We start from the raw sequence: 17,856 nt of genomic DNA, 5'->3' as shown, positions 1-17,856 counted from the left end.
CCGCGTGGGACGGCCCCGGCTCCGCGTCACTCGCCGATGACCGGCTTGGCCGCCCTGGGCGGCTCCTCGATCAGCGGGTCGCCCTCGATGCGGACCTTGCGCTGGTGGTCCTTGGCGTCGCCGCCCTGCGGGGGCATCCCCGCCATCGGCGCGCCCATCATGCCCATGCCGCCACCCGCGGCGGGCCGACCACCCGCCGCGGCGGCCGCAGGGCCGCCCGTGGCGGGGCCGCCGCCGGAACCGGGGGGCAGGACGCCGGACGCGCCACCCGCCTGCGGCATCGGGTTGCCGCCCGCGCCACCGCCGCCGGAACCGCCGATGCCCGCACCCGCGCCACCGCCGCCGAAGCCACCCGCGCCGCCACCGCCGAAGCCACCGGCGGCACCACCACCACCGCCGCCGCCGAAGCCGCCCGCGCCGCCCGCCTTGTCGAGGTTGAGGTCGGGCGCGCTGAACGACCGCGCCGGGGGCGCGGTGGGCGTGCCGCCGCCGTCCGCCGTGGTGGCGTGCGTGGTGTCGGCGCCGCGGCTCGCGGGCGGGGTGTAGGCGGGCGGGGTGTAGACCGGCGGCGTGTAGCCCGACGGGGGCGGGGTGGTACCGCCCGGAGTGGTGCCGCCGGGGGTGTTCGGCACCCAGCGGCCCGGCTCCCAGTGCCCGCCGGTGCTGCCACCGGAACCACCGGAACCACCGCTGCCGCCGCCAGGAGCGCCCCCTGGAGTGCCACCGGGCGCACCGGGGCCGTAGCCGGGGGTGCCGACCCGCGGCGGCTGGGCCACCGGACCGCCGGAGTTGCCGGGGTACGGGTACGGCTGCGCCCGCACCCACTGGTCGGTGCCTCCCACCTGCGGCGGCGGGCTGACCACCGGCCCGCCCGGCTGACCGGGGTGGGGCTGCGGCGAGGTCCACCCGCCGGTGCCGCCGACCTGCGGCGGCTGGTTGACCACCGGCCCCGCGCCGTGGCTGCCGCTGGGGTTGGTCGCGCCGCCGGACCCGGAGGTGTACCGGTCGCGCGCGTTGCGGTCCATCTGCGCCAGCTGCTCCTGCGTCAGCCCGACCCCGCCCTGGCTCAGCCGGGGCCCGCTGCCGCCGCCCGTCCGGTTGGAGTTGGTCATCGCGGTGATGGCCTGCAGGATCTGCTTGGCGGTCTGCGCGATCTGCGCGACCGAGCGGATCAGCTCGATCAGCTTCTTCAGCGAGTTGGCCAGCTTCTGCAGGAAGTCCGCGAGCTTCTTGGCGTAGTTGCAGGCCATCTGCACGATGTCGGCGATGGCCGCGCCGATGGCCGCGCCGAAGGTCAGGAACGACGCCGACAGCCACTGGATGATCCGCATGACCATGTCCGACACGGCCTTGCCGATCAGGTCCATGATGGCCTTGCGGACCGTGGCCACCAGCTCGCCCGCGCCCTTGGCCGCGCGCGAGATGCCCTGCGTGGCCTTGGCCAGCGTCTCCAGGCCGCTGGCGTGCTTGGCGGCCGCCGCGCGGTAGCCGTCGGCGGAGCGGCCCGCCCAGCCGCGGGTCTCCTCCACGGCGGTGCGCCGGTAGTCCGCGACCACGCTCTCGACCTGCTTGGCCGCCGAGGCCCAGCTCTCGGACATCCTGGCGATGGCCTGCGGGTCGCCCAGCAGCGCGTCGAACGGCTCGCGCAGGAAATCCACGTGCTGGACGGCCCAGCTGAACCCGGCCGACAGGAAGCCCGACAGCGGGTTGGCGGCCAGCCCGACGATGCCCATGGCGGTGTTGGCCATGCCCAGCCCGGCGGAGACCCAGTCGCCGCGCTCGACCGCCGCGACCGTGCCCTGCACGTCGTTGACCAGGTAGGCCGGGTCGCGGCCCTGAGTGGTGGCCTGGGTGCTCATCCGCGCGCTCCTCCGGTGAACCCGAACGCGTTGTCCAGGTCGACGTTCTCGTAGAGGTCGGCGACCTCCTTGAGGCCCTGGCACATGTCCGCGACGGTCTCGGTGGCCTGGCCGAGGATGTCCTGGGACGCGCCGGCGGTCTTGAGCAGGAACTGCGCCAGGAAGGAACCGAAGACGCCGAAGGCCTCGGTCGACAGCGAGGGGTCGGCGGTCCGGGTGGCCGCGAGCATCCGCTGGGTCAACTGGTCGACGGTGCCCGCGTGCGCCCGGATCTGCTCCGGGCTGACGTGGAACGAGTGGAACATGTCCCTCTACCCCCTGCTCAGGCCATCACGTCGGGTGGGTTGGTGAAGTACTCGTCATCGGGCCTGGTGTCTCGACGCTGCAGCTCCGGCTGCGGTTCCACGGCGTCCGTGCCGTCACCCGAATAGCCGTTGGGCATCTTCGCCTTGACGAACTCCAGCGCCGGGCTGTCGCCCACGAACTCAGTCATGATCTCGACCACCTGGCCCGCCGCGGCGCGCTGCGCCTGCGCGGCGGCGGCCATGACGGCGCTGGCGATGCGCTCGGGGTCCTCACCGCGCAGGCCGGGCCGCAGGATCAGGTCGGTCAGCGCGCCCGAGGCGTTGACCGACACGGTGACCAGGCCGTCCGGGGAGGTCGCGCTGCCGCCCACCCCGCCGAGGCGGGTCTCCACCTCCGCGGCGCCGCGCTTGGCCTGCTCGATCTTCTGCCCGTACTGGGCGAGCCACTGGTCCGGCTCCATGTCCACCCCTCACCGCAACGGGCTGGCTGCCCTGGTGCGCATTCGACTCGTCGAGAGTTCGTTTCGGTTCCGGGCTGCGGATCGTTTCACCGAATCGTGATTTGGGGTACCGGCGCTGCTCATGCTGGGCCGTTCAGCGCAATCGCCAGGTTGTTTGCTTGCCGATTCGTTGGGTTTTCGCAACACTTCGTCCATGAGTCCGGTTCGCCGGGGGTCCGAACAGCGCATCCACAACCGGATGCAGGTCCTGCGCGCGGAGCGCGGTATGACCAGAGCCGCGTTGGCGGAGGCCGTCGAGGTCAACCCGCAGACCATCGGGGCGCTGGAGCGGGGCGACCACTACCCCAGCCTGGACCTGGCGCTGCGCATCTGCGAGGTGTTCGGGCTGCCGGTGGAGGCGGTGTTCAGCCGCACCCCCTTCGAGCCGCTGTCGACGCAGGTCTACGGCGGTTGACGACGTGAGGAGAGCGACCGTGGCACACGGGGTGCTGGAGATCGACCGCGTCTCCAAGCGCTACGGGGACGTCGTGGCCCTGCGCGAGATGACCTTCCAGGTCCACCCCGGCGAGCTGTTCGGCTTCGTCGGCAGCAACGGCGCGGGCAAGACCACGACCATGCGCATCGCGCTGGGCGTGCTGGCCGCCGACTCCGGCGAGGTGCGCTGGAACGGCGAGCCGATCACCCTGGAGACCCGCAGGCGCATCGGCTACATGCCCGAGGAGCGCGGCCTCTACCCCCGGATGAAGGTGCTGGAGCAGCTGGTCTACCTGGCCGAGCTGCACGGGCTGTCCCCCGCCGAGGCGCGGCGCTCCGCGGAGGCGTGGATCACCCGGCTCGGGGTGCGCGAGCGGCGCGGCGACGAGGTGCAGAAGCTCAGCCTGGGCAACCAGCAGCGGGTGCAGCTGGCCGCGGCGCTGGTGCACCAGCCGGAGGTGCTGGTGCTCGACGAGCCGTTCTCCGGGCTGGACCCGGTGGCCGTGGACGTGATGAGCCAGGTGCTGCGGGAGAAGGCCGCCGAGGGCGTGCCCGTGGTGTTCTCCAGCCACCAGCTGGACCTGGTGGAGCGGCTGTGCGACCGGGTGGGCATCGTGCGCGGCGGCTCGCTGGTGGCCTGCGGCACGGTCGACGAGCTGCGCGCGGGCGGCGACTCGCGGCTGGTGGTGCACGCGCCCGCCGCGCCGCCGGGCTGGGCCGACGGGCTGGCGGGCGTGCGGTCCGCGCACGTCAGCGGCGGCCGGACGGTGCTCGAACTGGCCCCCGACGCGGACGACCAGGTGGTGCTGCGCGCGGCGCTGGCCACCGGGCCGGTGCACGAGTTCACCCGGCAGCGGCCGTCGCTGACCGAGCTGTTCCGCAGCGTCGTGACGGAGGAGAACGCCGCATGAGCACCCTCACCCCCGGCCGCGCGGTGTTCCTGGTCGCGCGCCGGGAATTCCTGACCCGAGTGCGCGCCAAGTCGTTCCTGTGGGGCACGGTGGTCATCGTGGCCGTGCTGGTGGGCTACGTGCTGCTGCAGGCGGTGCTGTTCGACCGGGTGGGGCGCGACGTGGTGGCGTTCAACGGCCAGGCCACCGCGCTGGCCGGGGCGGTGGAGCAGACCGCGCAGTCGCTGAGCTACGACATCGAGGTGGTGGACGCGGCCGACGTGGCCGACGCCGAGCGGCGGGTGCGCGAGGGCGAGCTGGACGCGCTGGTGACCGGCGCGGCGGACGCGCTGCGCGTGGTGGTCAAGGACCGGCTCGACGAGCAGCTGCGCACCGCGCTGGACCTGGTGGTCAAGCAGCAGGTGCTCAGCGCGCAGCTGGCCGAGGCAGGGCTGGACCCGGCCACGGTCACCGCGAACGTGGCGCGGGCGCAGACCGCCGTGGTGGCGCTGGAGCCCGAGGACGACCAGGAGGGGCCGCGGCTGGCCATCGGCCTGGTGATCGCCGGGCTGCTGTACTACTCGCTGCTGGTCTACGGGACGATGGTGGCCCAGGGCGTGGTGGAGGAGAAGTCCAGCCGGGTGGTGGAGCTGCTGCTGGCCACGCTGCGGCCGTGGCAGCTGCTGCTGGGCAAGGTGGTCGGGCTGGGCGCGGTCGGGCTGGTCCAGCTGCTGCTGATCGGCGGGCTGGGGGTGCTGCTGTCCTCGCTGTCGGGCGTGCTCGACGTGGCCGGGCTGGCGGGCGGGGCGCTGGCCACCGGCGTGCTGTGGTACCTGCTCGGGTTCTTCCTCTACGCCACGGTGTTCGCCGCGGCGGCCTCGCTGGTGTCCCGCCAGGAGGAGCTGCAGTCGGTGCTCACGCCGATCAGCATGGTGATCATCATCGCCTTCGTGGTCGGCATCAACCTGATGATCCAGGACCCGTCGGGGACCGCGGTGACGGTGCTGTCGCTGCTGCCGCCGTTCGCGCCGATCATGATGCCGGGCCGGATGGCGGTCGGTGTGGCGCCCGCGTGGCAGGTGCTGCTGGCGGTGCTGCTGGCGCTGCTGGCGATCGCGGCCATCACGTGGCTGGGCGGCAGGGTCTACGCCAACGCGGTGCTGCGCACCGGCGCGCGGGTCCGGCTGCGCGACGCGCTGCGCCCCTGACAGTCCACAGAGGATGGAAAAGGCCCGCACCCCTTGGGGCGCGGGCCTTTCTCGTCGCGGAACCGGTCAGCGCTGGTCCATCGGCACGAAGTCGCGCGACGGCGAGCCGACGTAGACCTGGCGCGGGCGGCCGATCTTGGTGGCCGGGTCCTTGATCATCTCGCGCCAGTGCGCGATCCAGCCCGGCAGCCTGCCCAGTGCGAACAGGACGGTGAAGAACTTCGTGGGGAAGCCCATCGCCCGGTAGATCAACCCGGTGTAGAAGTCCACGTTCGGGTACAGCTTGCGCTCGATGAAGTAGTCGTCCGCGAGCGCGGTCTCCTCGAGCTTCTTGGCGATGTCGAGCAGCTGGTCGTCGCCGCCCAGCTTGCCCAGGATCTCGTCCGCGGTCTTCTTGATGATGGCGGCGCGCGGGTCGTAGTTCTTGTAGACCCGGTGGCCGAAGCCCATCAGGCGGACGCCGTCCTCCTTGTTCTTCACCTTGCGCACGAAGGCTTCCACGTCGCCGCCCTCGTCGCGGATCTTCTCCAGCATCTCCAGCACCGCGCTGTTCGCGCCGCCGTGCAGCGGGCCGAACAGGGCGTTGATGCCCGCGGAGATGGAGGCGAACAGGTTCGCCTCGGAGGAGCCCACCAGGCGCACCGTGGAGGTGGAGCAGTTCTGCTCGTGGTCGGCGTGCAGCACGAACAGCAGGTCCAGCGCGCGGACCAGGTCCGGGTCGACGTCGTAGGGCTCGGCCGGGAAGCCGAAGGTCAGCCGCAGGAAGTTCTCCACCAGGCCCAGCGAGTTGTCCGGGTAGAGGAACGGCTGGCCGACCGACTTCTTGTAGGCGTAGGCGGCGATGGTCGGCACCTTGGCCAGCAGCCGGATGGTGGAGATCTCCACCTGCTTGTCGTCGAAGGGGCTCAGGCTGTCCTGGTAGAAGGTGGACAGCGCGGACACCGCGGAGGACAGCACCGGCATCGGGTGCGCGTCGCGCGGGAAGCCGTCGAAGAACCGCTTGAGGTCCTCGTGCAGCAGGGTGTGCCTGCTGATCTTGGAGGAGAACTCGTCCAGCTGCGCCTGCGTGGGCAGCTCACCGTAGATCAGCAGGTAGCTGACCTCCAGGAAGTTGGACTTCTCGGCGAGCTGCTCGATGGGGTAGCCCCGGTAGCGCAAGATGCCCGCGTCACCGTCGATGTAGGTGATCTCGGACGCGCAGGAGGCGGTGTTGACGAAGCCGCTGTCCAGGGTTACCAGGCCGGTGTTGGCCAGGAGTTTGCCGAGATCGATGCCGGGCGCACCCTCGGTGGCGGGCACCACCCTCATCTCGTGCTCTCCGCCCTGGTGGCGCAGCGCGACGGTACGGGTGTCGTTCGGCGCAGTCGTCGCGTCGGGCATACGGAGTCCCTCTCACGCTAGGCGGGGTGGCGCGTGCGGATCTCGCACAACGGCACTGCCGGACCTGACGGCCCCGTACCGCAGCACCACCCCGTTGGGGTCCTGACAGTTCCTGCCACGCTAGTCGGCGGGCAACCCCGCTCCACAGCTGTGGCGTGACCGGTTCTGCCAGATGGGACCGGCATCACACAGGGATGCAGTGGTGGCTAGCGCGCGTGTCCACCGTAGCCCTTGCGGGGGGTTCCTCCACCTCGGGAGAGGTGAGACCTAGGTCATCTCCAGCTCTCGCCGCAGCGGCGGCTCGGCGCCCGCGCGGGAGCAGGTGATCGCCGCGGCGGCCCCCGCGCGCGACAGCGCGGCCACCCAGTCCTCGGCGTCCAGCCCGCGCACGGCCTCTGCGGACAGCGCGTCCCGCTCGTGCAGCCACGCCAGCAGCGCCCCCTGCACGGTGTCGCCCGCGCCGATGGTGTCCACCACGTCGACCGGGGTGGGTGGGACGCGGATCACCTCGTCCGCGCCGGTCAGCGCGGCCAGGCCGTCGCCGCCCCTGGTGAGCACCACCGCGGCGGGGCCCGCCGCCCGCCACTCGCCCGCGGCGGCCAGCACGTCGTCCTCGGGGGCGTCCTCGGGCAGGTCGGCCAGCCAGCGGGCGTCCTCCACCGACACCTTGAGCAGGCCGACGTGGGGCAGCCAGCCCCGGAAGCGCGCCCGGTAGGCGTCCGGGTCCGGGATGAGCGCGGCGCGGATGTTCGGGTCCAGCGCGGTGAGCGCGCCGCGAGCCGCCTCGCGGCGCAGCACCGCCTCGTAGGCGCTCGCGCCGGGCTCCAGCACCAGCGACAGGGTGCCGAAGGACACCGCCCGCACCCCGTCGGGCAGCGGGCCGGGGTCGGCGAACAGGCGGTCGGCGGTGCCCTCGACGTAGAAGGAGTAGCGCGCGGACCCGTCCGGGGTCAGCCCCACCAGCGCCAGGGTGGTCGGCTCGTCGCCGCGCGAGACCAGGTCGGTGCGCACGCCCGAGTCGCGCAGCCGCGCCACCAGCCGGTCGCCGAACAGGTCGCGGGAGACGCGGGACAGGAAGGCGGTGGGCGCCCCGAGCCGCCCGGCGGCGATGGCCACGTTGTACGGCCCGCCGCCCAGCCTCGGCGACAGGTCCCCCTGCGGGGTGGGCACGAGGTCGACCAACGCCTCACCGGCAACGACGATCACGCCTGACTCCGTTCTCTCCGCAACCCGTCGAGCAGAAGTTCACCCAGTGCGGTGAACGCCTCGGCGTCGGACACCCCGGCCCGCCGGGGCAGCACACCGCTCTGGATGCCCTCGATGAGCAGGCCGGCCATCTCCGCGACCAGCGTCGCGTGGACCTCGCGGAAGACGCCCTCCCGCACGCCGTCCTGGATGAAGGACCTGATCCGCTCGGCCGCCGCGCGGGCGTTGCGCTCGTAGGTGGCGCGCGTGGGCGCGAACGCGGCGACGTCCTCGATGAACGTGGCGCTGGCCCGGCGCAGCTCCTCGGCCGCGCCCGCCAGGTAGGTGCCGATCCTGGCCCGGACGTCGGCGACACCCTCGATCCGCCGCTCGATCCGCTCCGAGGCGCCCTTGAAGTAGTGGCCGACCACGCGCACCGCGAGCTGCTCCTTGCTGGCGGCCAGCGCGTAGAGGGTCGACTTCGAGCAGTGCAGCCGGGCGGCCAGGTCGTCGAGGGTGAAGCGCGCGAACCCCTCGGCGAGCACCAGCGCCTCCAGCCTGCCGAGCAGCTCGGCCTGCCGGGGCGTCGGCGGGCGACGCGCGAGCGGGGAGGTCATGGTCGAACTCTGTCACACTTCCCGGTGACAGTACTAGCGTACGTCCCACAGTACTGACGGCAGTACCACCCAGGAGGTCGACGATGCCCGCCGAAAGGCTGCTGCCCACCACCGAGGCCGAGGACCTGATCGCGCTGGTCCGCGAGATCGCCCGCGACGAGCTGGCCCCCCGCGCGGCGCGGGCCGAGGAGGAGGCGCGGTTCCCGCGTGAGGTGTTCCGGCTGCTGGGCCGCAGCGGGCTGCTGGGGCTGCCCTACCCCGAGGAGTACGGCGGCGGCGCGCAGCCCTACGAGGTCTACCTCCAGGCGCTGGAGGAGATCTCCTCGGCGTGGATGTCGGTCGGCGTGGGGCTGTCGGTGCACGTGATGTCCAGCTACGGGCTGGCCGCGTTCGGCACCGAGGAGCAGAAGGCGCGGTGGCTGCCCGACGCCGTGGGCGGTGAACTGCTCGGCGGCTACGCGCTGTCCGAAGCGCACGCGGGTTCCGACGCGGCGGCACTGTCCACTCGGGCCGTCCGGCGCGGGGACGAGTACGTCGTCAACGGCACCAAGGCGTGGATCACGCACGCGGGCGCGGCGGACTTCTACACGCTGATGGCGCGCACGTCCGACGACGGCGGCCGGGGCATCAGCTGCTTCTTCGCCCCCGGCGTCGCGGACGGCCTCTCCGCCGCGCCCCCCGAGCGGAAGATGGGCCTGACCGGGTCGATCACCGCGCAACTGCGCTTCGAGGACGTGGCCCTGTCGGCGGACCGGCTGGTCGGGGCCGAGGGCGACGGGCTCAAGATCGCGCTGTCCGCGTTGGACTCCGGCAGGCTGGGCATCGCCGCCACGGCCGTGGGGCTGGCGCAGGCGGCGCTGGACGAGGCGGTGGCCTACGCCAAGCAGCGCACCCAGTTCGGCCGGGCCATCATCGACTTCCAGGGCGTGGAGTTCATGCTCGCGGACATGGCCGCCGCCGTCGACTCGGCCCGCGCGACGTACCTGCAGGCCGCGCGGCGACGCGACCGGGGTTTGCCGTTCACCCGGCAGGCGGCGGTGGCGAAGCTGGTGTGCACGGACGCGGCGATGAAGGTGACCACCGACGCGGTGCAGGTGCTCGGCGGCGCCGGGTACACGCGCGACTTCCCGGTGGAGCGCTACATGCGCGAGGCGAAGGTGCTGCAGATCTTCGAGGGCACCAACCAGATCCAACGCCTGGTCATCGCCCGCCACCTCCGCCGCTGACCACCCGACACGCCCACCACGCCCGCCCCCCAGCGTCACCCACCTATGGGCGTGTCGGGCGTGTCGCCCCCGCGAGTCGAACGCTCAGGTACCCCGAACTGAACATTCGCGCACCCCGACCGGCACCCTCGCGCCCCAACCCGCGCCTCCGTGCTCTCACCCGCGCTTTCGCGCACCCCAGGTAGTACTTACCGGCCCCCGCACACCCGTCGGGTAGTACTTGCCCACGCATCAGGGGTGCGCGCGGAGCGCGCGCAGCGGGGCGACCTGCCGCGCGGCGAGCGCATGCCCTTGACCCACCCCGAACGTAGAACTCAGGGGTTCTGAGCGTTCGACTCGCGGTACCTGAGCGTTCGACTCGCGGGGAGGGGAGGGTCAGGACCCGGTGTAGTAGGGGTTGGCGACGACGGGCTCGCCGTCGGTGTAGGCGTACACCTCGCGGCCCTGGATGAACACGCGCTGGGCGCGGCTCATCACGTCCAGCGGGTCGCCGGACCAGATGACCACGTCGCCGTCCAGCCCCGGCCGCAGCGAGCCCACGCGGTCGTCCAGGCCCATCATCCGGGCCGGGTTGACGGTGATGGACTCCAGGGCGGTCTCGCGGTCCAGCCCCTCCTTCACCGCCAGGGTGGCCTGGTGCACCAGGAAGTTGATCGGCACCACCGGGTGGTCGGTGGTGATGGCGATCTCCACGCCCGCCCGCGCCAGCACGCCGGGCGTGCGCAGGCTGCGCTGCCGCAGCTCCACCTTGGACCGGGTGGCGAACAGCGGCCCGATGACCACCGGGATGCCGCGCTCGGCGAGCAGGTCGGCCACCAGGTGGCCCTCGGTGCCGTGGTTGACGATCAGCTTGTAGCCGAACTCGTCGGCCAGCCGCAGGGCGGTGGCGATGTCGTCGGCGCGGTGGCAGTGCTGGCACCAGGGCAGCTCGCCGGAGAGCACCTTGGCCAGCGTCTCCAGGGTGTTGTCGCGCTGGAACGGCCCGTCGGCGGCGTCCCGCCTGGCCACGTAGTCCTGGGCGGCGGTGAAGGCGTCGCGGATCACCGCGGCCACGCCCTGCCTGGTGGAGGGCAGCTTCTTCTGGTCGCCGTAGACGCGCTTGGGGTTCTCGCCCAGCGCGCTCTTCACGCTCACCGGCTGCCGCACCAGCATCTCGTCGGCGGTGCGGCCCCAGCACTTCACGGCGACGGTCTGGCCGCCGATGACGTTGCCCGAGCCGGGCTTGATGACGGCCGTGGTGACGCCGCCGGACAGCGCGTCGGCGAAGCCCAGGTCGGCGGGGTTGATGGCGTCCAGCGCGCGCAGCCGGGCGCCGTTGGGGTCGGTCATCTCGTTGGTGTCCTGACCGGCCCAGCCCTCGCCCTCCTCGTGCACGCCGAGGTGGCCGTGGGCCTCCACGAAGCCGGGCAGCACCCACGACCCGGTCGCGTCCACGGTGGGCACGCCGTCCGGCACCTCGACCGAGGCTCCGACGGCGGCGATCCGACCGTCCCGGATCAGCACCGTCCCGCCTTCGACCGGCTCACCGGAGACCGGCACGACGTACCCACCCGTGATCGCGACATCCATAGTTAGCAAGCCTAAACATCTAGTCCAGGGGGCGCAAACCCCACCGACCCGCCCACGAGTCGCCGGGGTTGAGCCAGATCAGGTCCACCCCCGAGTTCAGCGCGTCCGGCGGGCACGTCATGGGCTCCACGGCGACCGCCCGGCCCCGACCGGGGTAGTCGTCGGGCGTGTAGACCTGCACCCACTTGAAGTCCGGGTCCGCCCACAGCTCGACCGCGCCCTCCGGCCCGCGCAGCACGTGCCGCACCAGCCCGTCGACCGGCTCGCAGCCGCCGAACGCGGTGTCCAGCTTCACCCCTTCGAGCAGCCGGGCGACCCGGAAGTCGTAGTCGCCGGACACCGGCTCGGCCGGACCGGTGGGGATCATGCTGTCCGCGTCCACCGGCAGCACGGTGGTGGCCGCCAGGGACAGGCTGGTCTCGTCGGTGGCGGAGTTGCCCGCCCTCGGGTACGGGTGGGTGCCGACGCCGAACGGGGTGCGCGCCGAGCCGATGTTGTGCACGCCGTGCGACACGGTCAGGCCGTGGTCGTCCAGGGCGTAGGAGATGGTCGTGCGCAGCGGCACCGGCCAGCCCGGCCCGGCCGCCTCGGCCTCCAGCACCACCAGCGAGCCGGTGTGCTCGACCACCGTCCACGGCACCCGGCGCACCAGGCCGTGGATGGCGTTGTCGCGCGCGGGCTCGGTCACCTCCAACTGCTGCTCGACACCGTCGAGGACCCACTTGCCACCCGCCGTGCGGTTGGGCCACGGCACGAGCACCGCGCCGCTGCCCATCGGGGGTTGGTCGTCGTAGGTCTCGACGTAGGGCACTCCGGCCACTTCGTAGGACTTCAATCCGGCGCCATCGGGCGTGATGACGGCGCGCGCGGCGCCGCGGGCGATCTCCAGCATGGGTCAGCAGCCTACGGCCCCCACTTGCTCAGTAGACCAGTCTGTATAGTGATCTCGTGGCTCGCCGTAACGACACTCGCGATCGGGTGGTGCGCACCGCCGCCGCCCTGTTCCGGTCGCAGGGCTACCACGCGACCGGCCTGAACCAGGTGCTCGCCGAGGGCGGCGCCCCCAAGGGCTCGCTGTACTTCCACTTCCCCGGCGGCAAGGAGCAGCTGGCCGCCGAGGCGGTGGCGCACGCGGGCCAGGAGCTGGGCGACGCGCTCAGGGAGGTGCTGGCGCGGCAGGAGGACCCGGTCGAGGCGCTGCGCTCGGCGCTGTGGCTGCTCAGCGAGGGGCTGGCGGCCTCGGACTTCCGCGACGGCTGCCCGGTGGCCACGGTCGCGCTCGACGCCGCCGCCCAGAGCGAGACGATCCGCCGCGCGTGCGCGGGCGTCTACGACGGCTGGCGGTCCGCCATCGCCGAGCACCTGCGCACCCGGTTCCCCGACGCGGACGAGCTGGCCACCGTGGTCCTCGCCGCCATCGAAGGCGCGCTGCTGCTGGCCCGCACGCGCCGCGACCTGTCCCCCGTCGACGCCGTGGCCGCCCGGCTCGGCGCCCTGCTCGGAAAGGCGACGCCATGAAGGCGCACCACCTCAACTGCGGCACCATGCGACCGTTCGGCGGCAGGCTGGTCAGCGGGCGCGGCTCCGCGTTCGCCACGGCCGAGCTGGTCTGCCACTGCCTGCTGCTGGAGACCGACGACGGGCTCGTGCTGGTCGACACCGGCATCGGCCTGGAGGACATCCGCGACCCGTCGCCGACGCTGCCCTGGTACTGGCGGGCGGTGGCCCGCCCTTCGCTGGACGAGTCGGAAACCGCCCTGCGGCAGGTGGAGCGGCTCGGGTTCCGCGCCGAGGACGTGCGGCACGTCGTCCTGACGCACATGGACCTCGACCACGCGGGCGGCCTGCGCGACTTCCCGCACGCGGAGGTGCACGTGCTGCGGGAGGAGCTGGACGGCCTCCTCGAACCGGCCGCGAAGGCGCGCTACCCGCTGGGCCAGCGGGCGCACGGCCCGAAGTGGCGGCCGTACGAGCCGACCGGCGAGCGGTGGTTCGGCTTCGACGGGGTGCGCGAGTTCCGCCCGGACGTGCTGCTGGTGCCGCTCATCGGGCACACCCGAGGGCACACCGGCGTCGCGGTGCGCACCGGCGGGAAGTGGTTGCTGCACGCGGGCGACAGCTACTTCTTCCACGGCCAGCTGGAGGAGCGGCCGAGCTGCCCGCCCGGCTTGGCCTTGCTGGAGAAGGGCATGGAGACGGTGCGCGATCTGCGACTGTCCAATTTGGAGCGACTGCGGGAACTGGTCCGCGACCACCGGTCCGAGGTGGACGTCTTCAGCGCCCACGACCCGGTGGAGCTGGCCAGGCACCAGCTCCACCGGACGCGGTGACCTACTTGGCCAGCTTCTGCGCGTCGAACTCGGTCTTGCCGTGCACCACCCGGTTGATGCCCCACAGCACCACACCGGCGCCCAGCAGGTAGAGCGCGATCTTGTAGTCGTCGGCGGGCCTGCCCGACAGCGGGCTGGCCAGGTAGGCGCAGGACAGCGCGCCGAGCACCGGCACCCAGGTCGGCGCGCGGAAGTGCTCGTGGTCGGCCTTCTCCTTGCGCAGCACCAGGACCGCGATGTTGACGATGGTGAACACGATCAGCAGCAGCAGCGCGGTGGTGCCGCCCAGCTTCGCGATGTCGGTGGTCATCACCAGGATGATCGCCACACCGCTGGTGAAGATGATGGAGATCCACGGCGTGCGGCGGAACGGGTGCACCACGCCGAAGGCCCTCGGGATGATGCGCTCGTTGGCCATGCCGTAGACCAGCCTGCTGGCCATCAGCATGTTGATCAGCGCCGAGTTGATCACCGCGAACAGGCCGATCAGCGAGAACACCCACAGCGGGAAGGACGGCGCGCCGACCTTGACCACTTCCAGCAGCGCGCTGCTGCCCGCCTTGGCCAGCCGGTCGGCCGGGATCAGCAGCGAGGAGGTGATGGCGACCAGCACGTAGATGGTGGCCGCCACCACCATCCCCCACAGCATCGCGCGCGGGAAGATCTTCACCGGGTCGCGGCACTCCTCGGCCATGTTCACCGAGTCCTCGAAGCCGACCATGGCGAAGAACGCCAGCGCGGTGGCCGAGGTGACGGCCACCAGCGCGGACTGCCCCGGCGCCGGGTCGACCTGGGTGAGCCTGCCGGGGTCGCCGTCGCCGACCGCCACCGCGTACACGCCGATCGCGATGACGATCACCAGACCGGACAGCTCGATGCAGGTCAGCACCACGTTGGCCTTGACCGACTCGGACACGCCGCGGAAGTTGACCGCGCCCAGCCCGATGATGAACAGCACCGCCACCAGCGTGGCGGAGATGGTGAACGTGTCGGAGAAGAACTCCTTGACCACCGACTGCAGGTAGGTGCGCCCGAACGCCAGCGCGGCGGACGAGGCCGAGGTGATGCCCGAGCTCATCACCGCGAACGCCACCATGAACGTCAGGAACTGGATCTTGAACGCCCGGTTGGTGTAGAGCGCCGCGCCCGCCGCCCTGGGGTACTTGCCGACGAGTTCGAGGTAGCTGAACGCGGTCAGGAACGCGACCGCGAACGCGATCAGGAACGGCAGCCACAGCGCCCCGCCGACCTTGCCCGCGACGTTGCCGGTGAGGGCGTACACGCCGGTGCCGAGGATGTCACCGACCACGAAGAACAGCAGCAGCTTCGGACCGATGGCCCGTTTCAGTTCCGGCTGCGCCGGTGCGCCAGTCGCTTCCACCATGCCGTGGGAGTGTGCCGGATCACAAGGGGTCGTGGACAGCGGATCGGGGGCGTTTGGGCAAAGCTTGAGGTTACGACTCCACGGCGGCCCGCAGATCGGTCTCGGCGCGCTCGATCGCCTCGTCCAGGACCGCCCGGAACTCGGCGATCTGCGACTTCTCCAAGTGGACGCAGTCGAGGTGCTCGGGCGGGTGGATCTCCACCGCGCCGCGCGAGACGTTCACGGAGAACACCTCGTCCTCCTCTCCCTCGCAGCGCAGCAGCCACTCCCGCTTGGGCCTCCTGGTCCTGATGATCGGTTCATCGTTCATGGGCACAGCGTGCAGCGCTGCATACCGGCCAGCAATTACACCTTAGTGTGAACGGACTGGCTGTTTTGTTTGCGGCGACCATACTGTTGCCGCCATGGCACGCCGTTCCGGACGTTCGGTCCGATCCCGCCGACTCGCCCACGTCCTCCGCAGATTGCGCACCGCCACCGGTCTCAGCACCGATGCCACCGGTGAGGCGGTGGGCATGTCCGGCAGCAAGATAAGCCGCATCGAGACCTCCGAAATCGGCATCTACCTCGACGACCTCGAAAAGCTGCTGGACTTCTACGAAGTCGACCGCGCGCAGCGGGTGGAACTGCTCGACCTGGCGCGCAACGCCGAACAGCGCAACCTGCTGCGAATGCACAACTCCAACCTGCCCGAGGACTGGCAGACCTGGGCCGACTTCGAGGACGAGGCCGGCTCCCTGCTCTTCTACGAGCCGTTGATGATCCCTGGTCTTCTCCAGACGCCCGAATACGCGAGGGCAATCATCCACGCGACCGGCCACGACCTCACCGAGGAGCGGATCGACGCCTTGGTCTCAAGCAGGATGGGCCGCCAAGGCCTGCTCACCCGGAGCAACCCGCTCAAGCTCGAAGCGATCGTCGAACAAGGCGTCTTCGAACGCCCCTTCGGCGAGCCGGGGGCCCACGCTCGACAGCTCCGCCACATCGCCGACATGTCCGAACGGCCCAACGTGACAGTTCGGGTGCTCCCCTCCGGGGCCGGACTGCACGCCGGGTTGAACGGCGCGTTCGTGATTCTGGAGTACGACGAGGAGCCGAGCCTCGTGCTGCTGGAGAACAAGATCGCAAGCCTCTTCCTCGACGAGCCGGAGCAGATCGAGGTCTACGAGGCGGTCTGGTCGGAACTGCGCAAGTTGGCGCACGAGCCAGGGGAAACAGCGGAGTTGCTCCGGCAGTTCGCGTGAAACCATGGGGGCATGACCCTGTGGCGCAAGAGTTCCCACAGCGCGAGCAGCGCGAACTGCGTCGAGGTCGCGTGGCGCAAGAGCACCCGCAGCGCCGACTCCGCCAACTGCGTGGAGGTGGCGTTCGGCGGGCGGCGGGTGCTGGCCCGCGACTCCAAGAACCCCGCCCCCACCCTGGAGTTCCCCGAGTCCGCCTGGCGCCGCTTCCTGCACACCCCCTGACGCCTGCAAGTACTACCCGTGTGGTTCGCGGGGGCCGGTAACTACTACCGGGGTTTGATTATGGGGTTGATGGGGTGGGGTCGAGGGTGAGGCCGGTGTGGGTGAGGAAGCCGGCGAGCAGGGCGGGGTGGCGTTGGATGTGGCGTAGTCCGCGGCGGGCGGCGTGGGTGAGTTCGGGGAGACTGCGGGCGGCCAGGTTGGCCAGGCTGGTGTTTTTCAGGTGTGCCCAGACGCCTTCGGTGGGGTTGAGGTCGGGGGCGTAGGCGGGCAGTTGGACCACGGTCAGCCAGGCGGTGTTGTCCTTGGTGTATTGCAGGGTCTTGCCCGACAGGTGTGCCGAGAGGTTGTCCCAGATCAGCACGATGGGGGCGTTGAGGCGGCGGTGCAGTCGGGTGAGCAGGGCGGGGAAGGTGGTGTTGGTGAAGCTGTGCTCGCGGGTGGCGTAGAGCAGTACCGGTGCCCGGTCGGGGTGGTAGCAGCAGATGCCGGCCAGGCTGATGCCGTTGCGATGTCGTCCGGCGATGCGCAGTTCGGGGGTGCGGCCCACCGGGGACCAGGTGCGTCGGGTGGGTGGGGTCATCGAGGCGCCCGCTTCGTCCTGGAAGCAGATCCACGCTGTCTGGCCCGCGGATGTTTTACCCGCGGCCACACCTCGGTGCGCCAGGCGGTGATCACCTCCTCGTTGCGTTCCAGGGCGCGGGTGCGGGGCATCTGCCAGGACCAGCCGATGCGGCGCAGCAGGCGCCAGATGCCGTCGGGGGCGGCATAGACCACGCCGGTGGTCTCGGTGATCACCCGGCCGATGCGGGCCAGGGTCCAGCGCTGGTCGGCCCAGCCGTGCGCGGCCGGGCCCTTGTCCAGTTCCCGCAGCACCGTGCGGATCTGCTCGTCGTCGAGGTAGCACCGCGCACCCGACGGGCCTGCCGAGAGCAGCCCGTCGACACCGTGTTCGGTGAAGTGTTTGCGCCACTGCGACACCGCCTGCGGGCTCACGCCCAGCAGGCGGGCGATATCGGCCTGGGACATCCCCTGGTCGAACAGGTCCGCCGCCCTGAGCCGGACCTGTTCACGCTCCTGACGCTCCGGGCCGGTCAGACCACCACCCAGCCTCATCGTCCCGGCTTAACACACCGACGGCCATTCCGCGACCGCAACCAGCCACATCAACCCCAAAAACAAACCTCAGTACCCGGCGCGCCTTGAGCCGGGTAGTAGTTACCGGCCCTTTGGCGGGGGTCGGGTAGTACTTGCAGGCGCGGGCGGGGCGGAAGAATGCACCGATCTGGTGAACCGGATGTCCCACGCGGGCGAGCGGGGCGTGGTTAGTCTGGGGGAAATCCCGACTACCGACCGGAAGCGCGGATGGCGAAGATTCGATCATTCCTGTTGATCGGCGGACTCGCGTTGCACGGTGTCCTTGCCGGTTGCGACCGGGCGGAGGAACCGCACGGCGAGACCATCCCCGGTGTTCGGGAATACCCCACTTCCGCGCAGGCCCCGTC

20 protein-coding genes are annotated in these 17,856 nt (G+C 71.4%); 8 read left to right on the top strand and 12 right to left on the bottom strand.

Annotation, left to right across the window (positions count from 1 at the left end; translation table 11 throughout):
- Window positions 1-26: 26 nt before the first annotated feature.
- From JOF41_RS33770 to JOF41_RS33760, 3 genes are read right to left on the bottom strand one after another with little or no spacing between them, the layout of a single operon-like run.
- Window positions 27-1,859, bottom strand: a complete 1,833-nt coding sequence (locus JOF41_RS33770) for a WXG100 family type VII secretion target (RefSeq protein ID WP_209623759.1) — start codon at window positions 1,857-1,859, stop codon at window positions 27-29.
- On the bottom strand, window positions 1,856-2,164 hold the full coding sequence (locus tag JOF41_RS33765) for a type VII secretion target (protein WP_189221053.1): 309 nt from the start codon (window positions 2,162-2,164) through the stop codon (window positions 1,856-1,858). Before JOF41_RS33765 ends, JOF41_RS33770 begins: the two co-directional genes overlap by 4 nt.
- A 17-nt stretch (window positions 2,165-2,181) precedes the next feature.
- Window positions 2,182-2,625, bottom strand: a complete 444-nt coding sequence (locus JOF41_RS33760; protein WP_189221054.1) for a YbaB/EbfC family nucleoid-associated protein — start codon at window positions 2,623-2,625, stop codon at window positions 2,182-2,184.
- Between the two features lie 193 nt (window positions 2,626-2,818).
- Here JOF41_RS33760 and JOF41_RS33755 point away from each other — a divergent pair, with 193 nt between their 5' ends.
- The 3 genes from JOF41_RS33755 to JOF41_RS33745 are packed head-to-tail and all read left to right on the top strand — an operon-like array spanning window position 2,819 to window position 5,197.
- The gene (locus tag JOF41_RS33755; RefSeq protein WP_189221055.1) at window positions 2,819-3,079 is read left to right on the top strand and encodes a helix-turn-helix transcriptional regulator; all 261 of its coding nucleotides are present in this window, start codon (window positions 2,819-2,821) and stop codon (window positions 3,077-3,079) included.
- 19 nt (window positions 3,080-3,098) lie between these two features.
- Window positions 3,099-4,010, top strand: a complete 912-nt coding sequence (locus JOF41_RS33750) for an ABC transporter ATP-binding protein (RefSeq protein WP_372448507.1) — start codon at window positions 3,099-3,101, stop codon at window positions 4,008-4,010.
- The gene (locus JOF41_RS33745) at window positions 4,007-5,197 is read left to right on the top strand and encodes an ABC transporter permease (protein ID WP_209623758.1); all 1,191 of its coding nucleotides are present in this window, start codon (window positions 4,007-4,009) and stop codon (window positions 5,195-5,197) included. The genes JOF41_RS33750 and JOF41_RS33745 overlap by 4 nt, the downstream gene beginning before the upstream one ends.
- Window positions 5,198-5,263: 66 nt before the next feature.
- On the opposite strand, the gene JOF41_RS33740 is transcribed toward JOF41_RS33745, so the two are convergent.
- From JOF41_RS33740 to JOF41_RS33730, 3 genes are all read right to left on the bottom strand, one after another.
- Window positions 5,264-6,577 carry a citrate synthase gene (locus tag JOF41_RS33740; RefSeq protein WP_189221057.1) on the bottom strand — a complete coding sequence of 438 codons (1,314 nt, stop codon included), beginning with the start codon at window positions 6,575-6,577 and terminating at the stop codon, window positions 5,264-5,266.
- 267 nt (window positions 6,578-6,844) lie between these two features.
- Window positions 6,845-7,783, bottom strand: a complete 939-nt coding sequence (locus JOF41_RS33735) for a carbohydrate kinase family protein (RefSeq protein WP_209623757.1) — start codon at window positions 7,781-7,783, stop codon at window positions 6,845-6,847.
- Window positions 7,780-8,379, bottom strand: coding sequence for a TetR/AcrR family transcriptional regulator (locus JOF41_RS33730; RefSeq protein WP_189221059.1), 600 nt, complete (start codon window positions 8,377-8,379; stop codon window positions 7,780-7,782). Before JOF41_RS33730 ends, JOF41_RS33735 begins: the two co-directional genes overlap by 4 nt.
- Window positions 8,380-8,462: 83 nt before the next feature.
- On the opposite strand from JOF41_RS33730, the gene JOF41_RS33725 reads away from it, so the two are divergent.
- Complete coding sequence (locus JOF41_RS33725; RefSeq protein ID WP_209623756.1) at window positions 8,463-9,605, top strand: acyl-CoA dehydrogenase family protein; 1,143 nt, start codon at window positions 8,463-8,465, stop codon at window positions 9,603-9,605.
- Window positions 9,606-9,980: 375 nt separating this feature from the next.
- Here the strand turns inward: JOF41_RS33725 and JOF41_RS33720 are convergent, their stop codons facing one another.
- The gene (locus JOF41_RS33720; RefSeq protein WP_209623755.1) at window positions 9,981-11,174 is read right to left on the bottom strand and encodes an amidohydrolase; all 1,194 of its coding nucleotides are present in this window, start codon (window positions 11,172-11,174) and stop codon (window positions 9,981-9,983) included.
- A 19-nt stretch (window positions 11,175-11,193) separates the two neighbouring features.
- Window positions 11,194-12,066, bottom strand: coding sequence for an aldose 1-epimerase family protein (locus tag JOF41_RS33715; protein WP_209623754.1), 873 nt, complete (start codon window positions 12,064-12,066; stop codon window positions 11,194-11,196).
- A gap of 56 nt (window positions 12,067-12,122) precedes the next feature.
- Between JOF41_RS33715 and JOF41_RS33710 the strand changes: the two genes are divergently transcribed.
- Both JOF41_RS33710 and JOF41_RS33705 read left to right on the top strand, forming a co-directional pair.
- Window positions 12,123-12,692, top strand: coding sequence for a TetR/AcrR family transcriptional regulator (locus JOF41_RS33710; RefSeq protein ID WP_209623753.1), 570 nt, complete (start codon window positions 12,123-12,125; stop codon window positions 12,690-12,692).
- Entirely contained in the window at window positions 12,689-13,504 is an 816-nt protein-coding gene (locus JOF41_RS33705; RefSeq protein WP_209623752.1) for an MBL fold metallo-hydrolase, read from the top strand. The genes JOF41_RS33710 and JOF41_RS33705 overlap by 4 nt, the downstream gene beginning before the upstream one ends.
- Window position 13,505: 1 nt before the next feature.
- On the opposite strand, the gene JOF41_RS33700 is transcribed toward JOF41_RS33705, so the two are convergent.
- Both JOF41_RS33700 and JOF41_RS33695 read right to left on the bottom strand, forming a co-directional pair.
- A complete protein-coding gene (locus JOF41_RS33700; RefSeq protein WP_209623751.1) occupies window positions 13,506-14,888 on the bottom strand; it encodes an APC family permease in 1,383 nt (460 codons plus the stop codon).
- 70 nt (window positions 14,889-14,958) lie between these two features.
- Window positions 14,959-15,198, bottom strand: coding sequence for a hypothetical protein (locus tag JOF41_RS33695; protein ID WP_209623750.1), 240 nt, complete (start codon window positions 15,196-15,198; stop codon window positions 14,959-14,961).
- Window positions 15,199-15,292: 94 nt separating this feature from the next.
- Between JOF41_RS33695 and JOF41_RS33690 the strand changes: the two genes are divergently transcribed.
- Window positions 15,293-16,132, top strand: coding sequence for a helix-turn-helix domain-containing protein (locus JOF41_RS33690; RefSeq protein WP_276515726.1), 840 nt, complete (start codon window positions 15,293-15,295; stop codon window positions 16,130-16,132).
- A gap of 12 nt (window positions 16,133-16,144) precedes the next feature.
- Window positions 16,145-16,354, top strand: coding sequence for a DUF397 domain-containing protein (locus JOF41_RS33685; protein ID WP_209623748.1), 210 nt, complete (start codon window positions 16,145-16,147; stop codon window positions 16,352-16,354).
- Between the two features lie 58 nt (window positions 16,355-16,412).
- On the opposite strand, the gene JOF41_RS33680 is transcribed toward JOF41_RS33685, so the two are convergent.
- Together JOF41_RS33680 and JOF41_RS33675 are read right to left on the bottom strand one after the other, a co-directional pair.
- Window positions 16,413-16,934: a transposase gene (locus JOF41_RS33680; RefSeq protein WP_209615493.1), complete on the bottom strand. Its 522-nt coding sequence runs from the start codon at window positions 16,932-16,934 to the stop codon at window positions 16,413-16,415.
- Window positions 16,931-17,467 carry a winged helix-turn-helix domain-containing protein gene (locus JOF41_RS33675; RefSeq protein ID WP_189223275.1) on the bottom strand — a complete coding sequence of 179 codons (537 nt, stop codon included), beginning with the start codon at window positions 17,465-17,467 and terminating at the stop codon, window positions 16,931-16,933. The genes JOF41_RS33680 and JOF41_RS33675 overlap by 4 nt, the downstream gene beginning before the upstream one ends.
- Between the last annotated feature and the right edge of the window lie 389 nt (window positions 17,468-17,856).

The sequence above is a fragment of the Saccharothrix coeruleofusca genome, from assembly GCF_017876325.1.
GTDB classification, from domain to species: Bacteria; Actinomycetota; Actinomycetes; order Mycobacteriales; family Pseudonocardiaceae; genus Actinosynnema; species Actinosynnema coeruleofuscum.
Note: the sequence above shows the minus strand (reverse complement) of the source record. Positions and strands in the feature narration are given on the sequence as shown.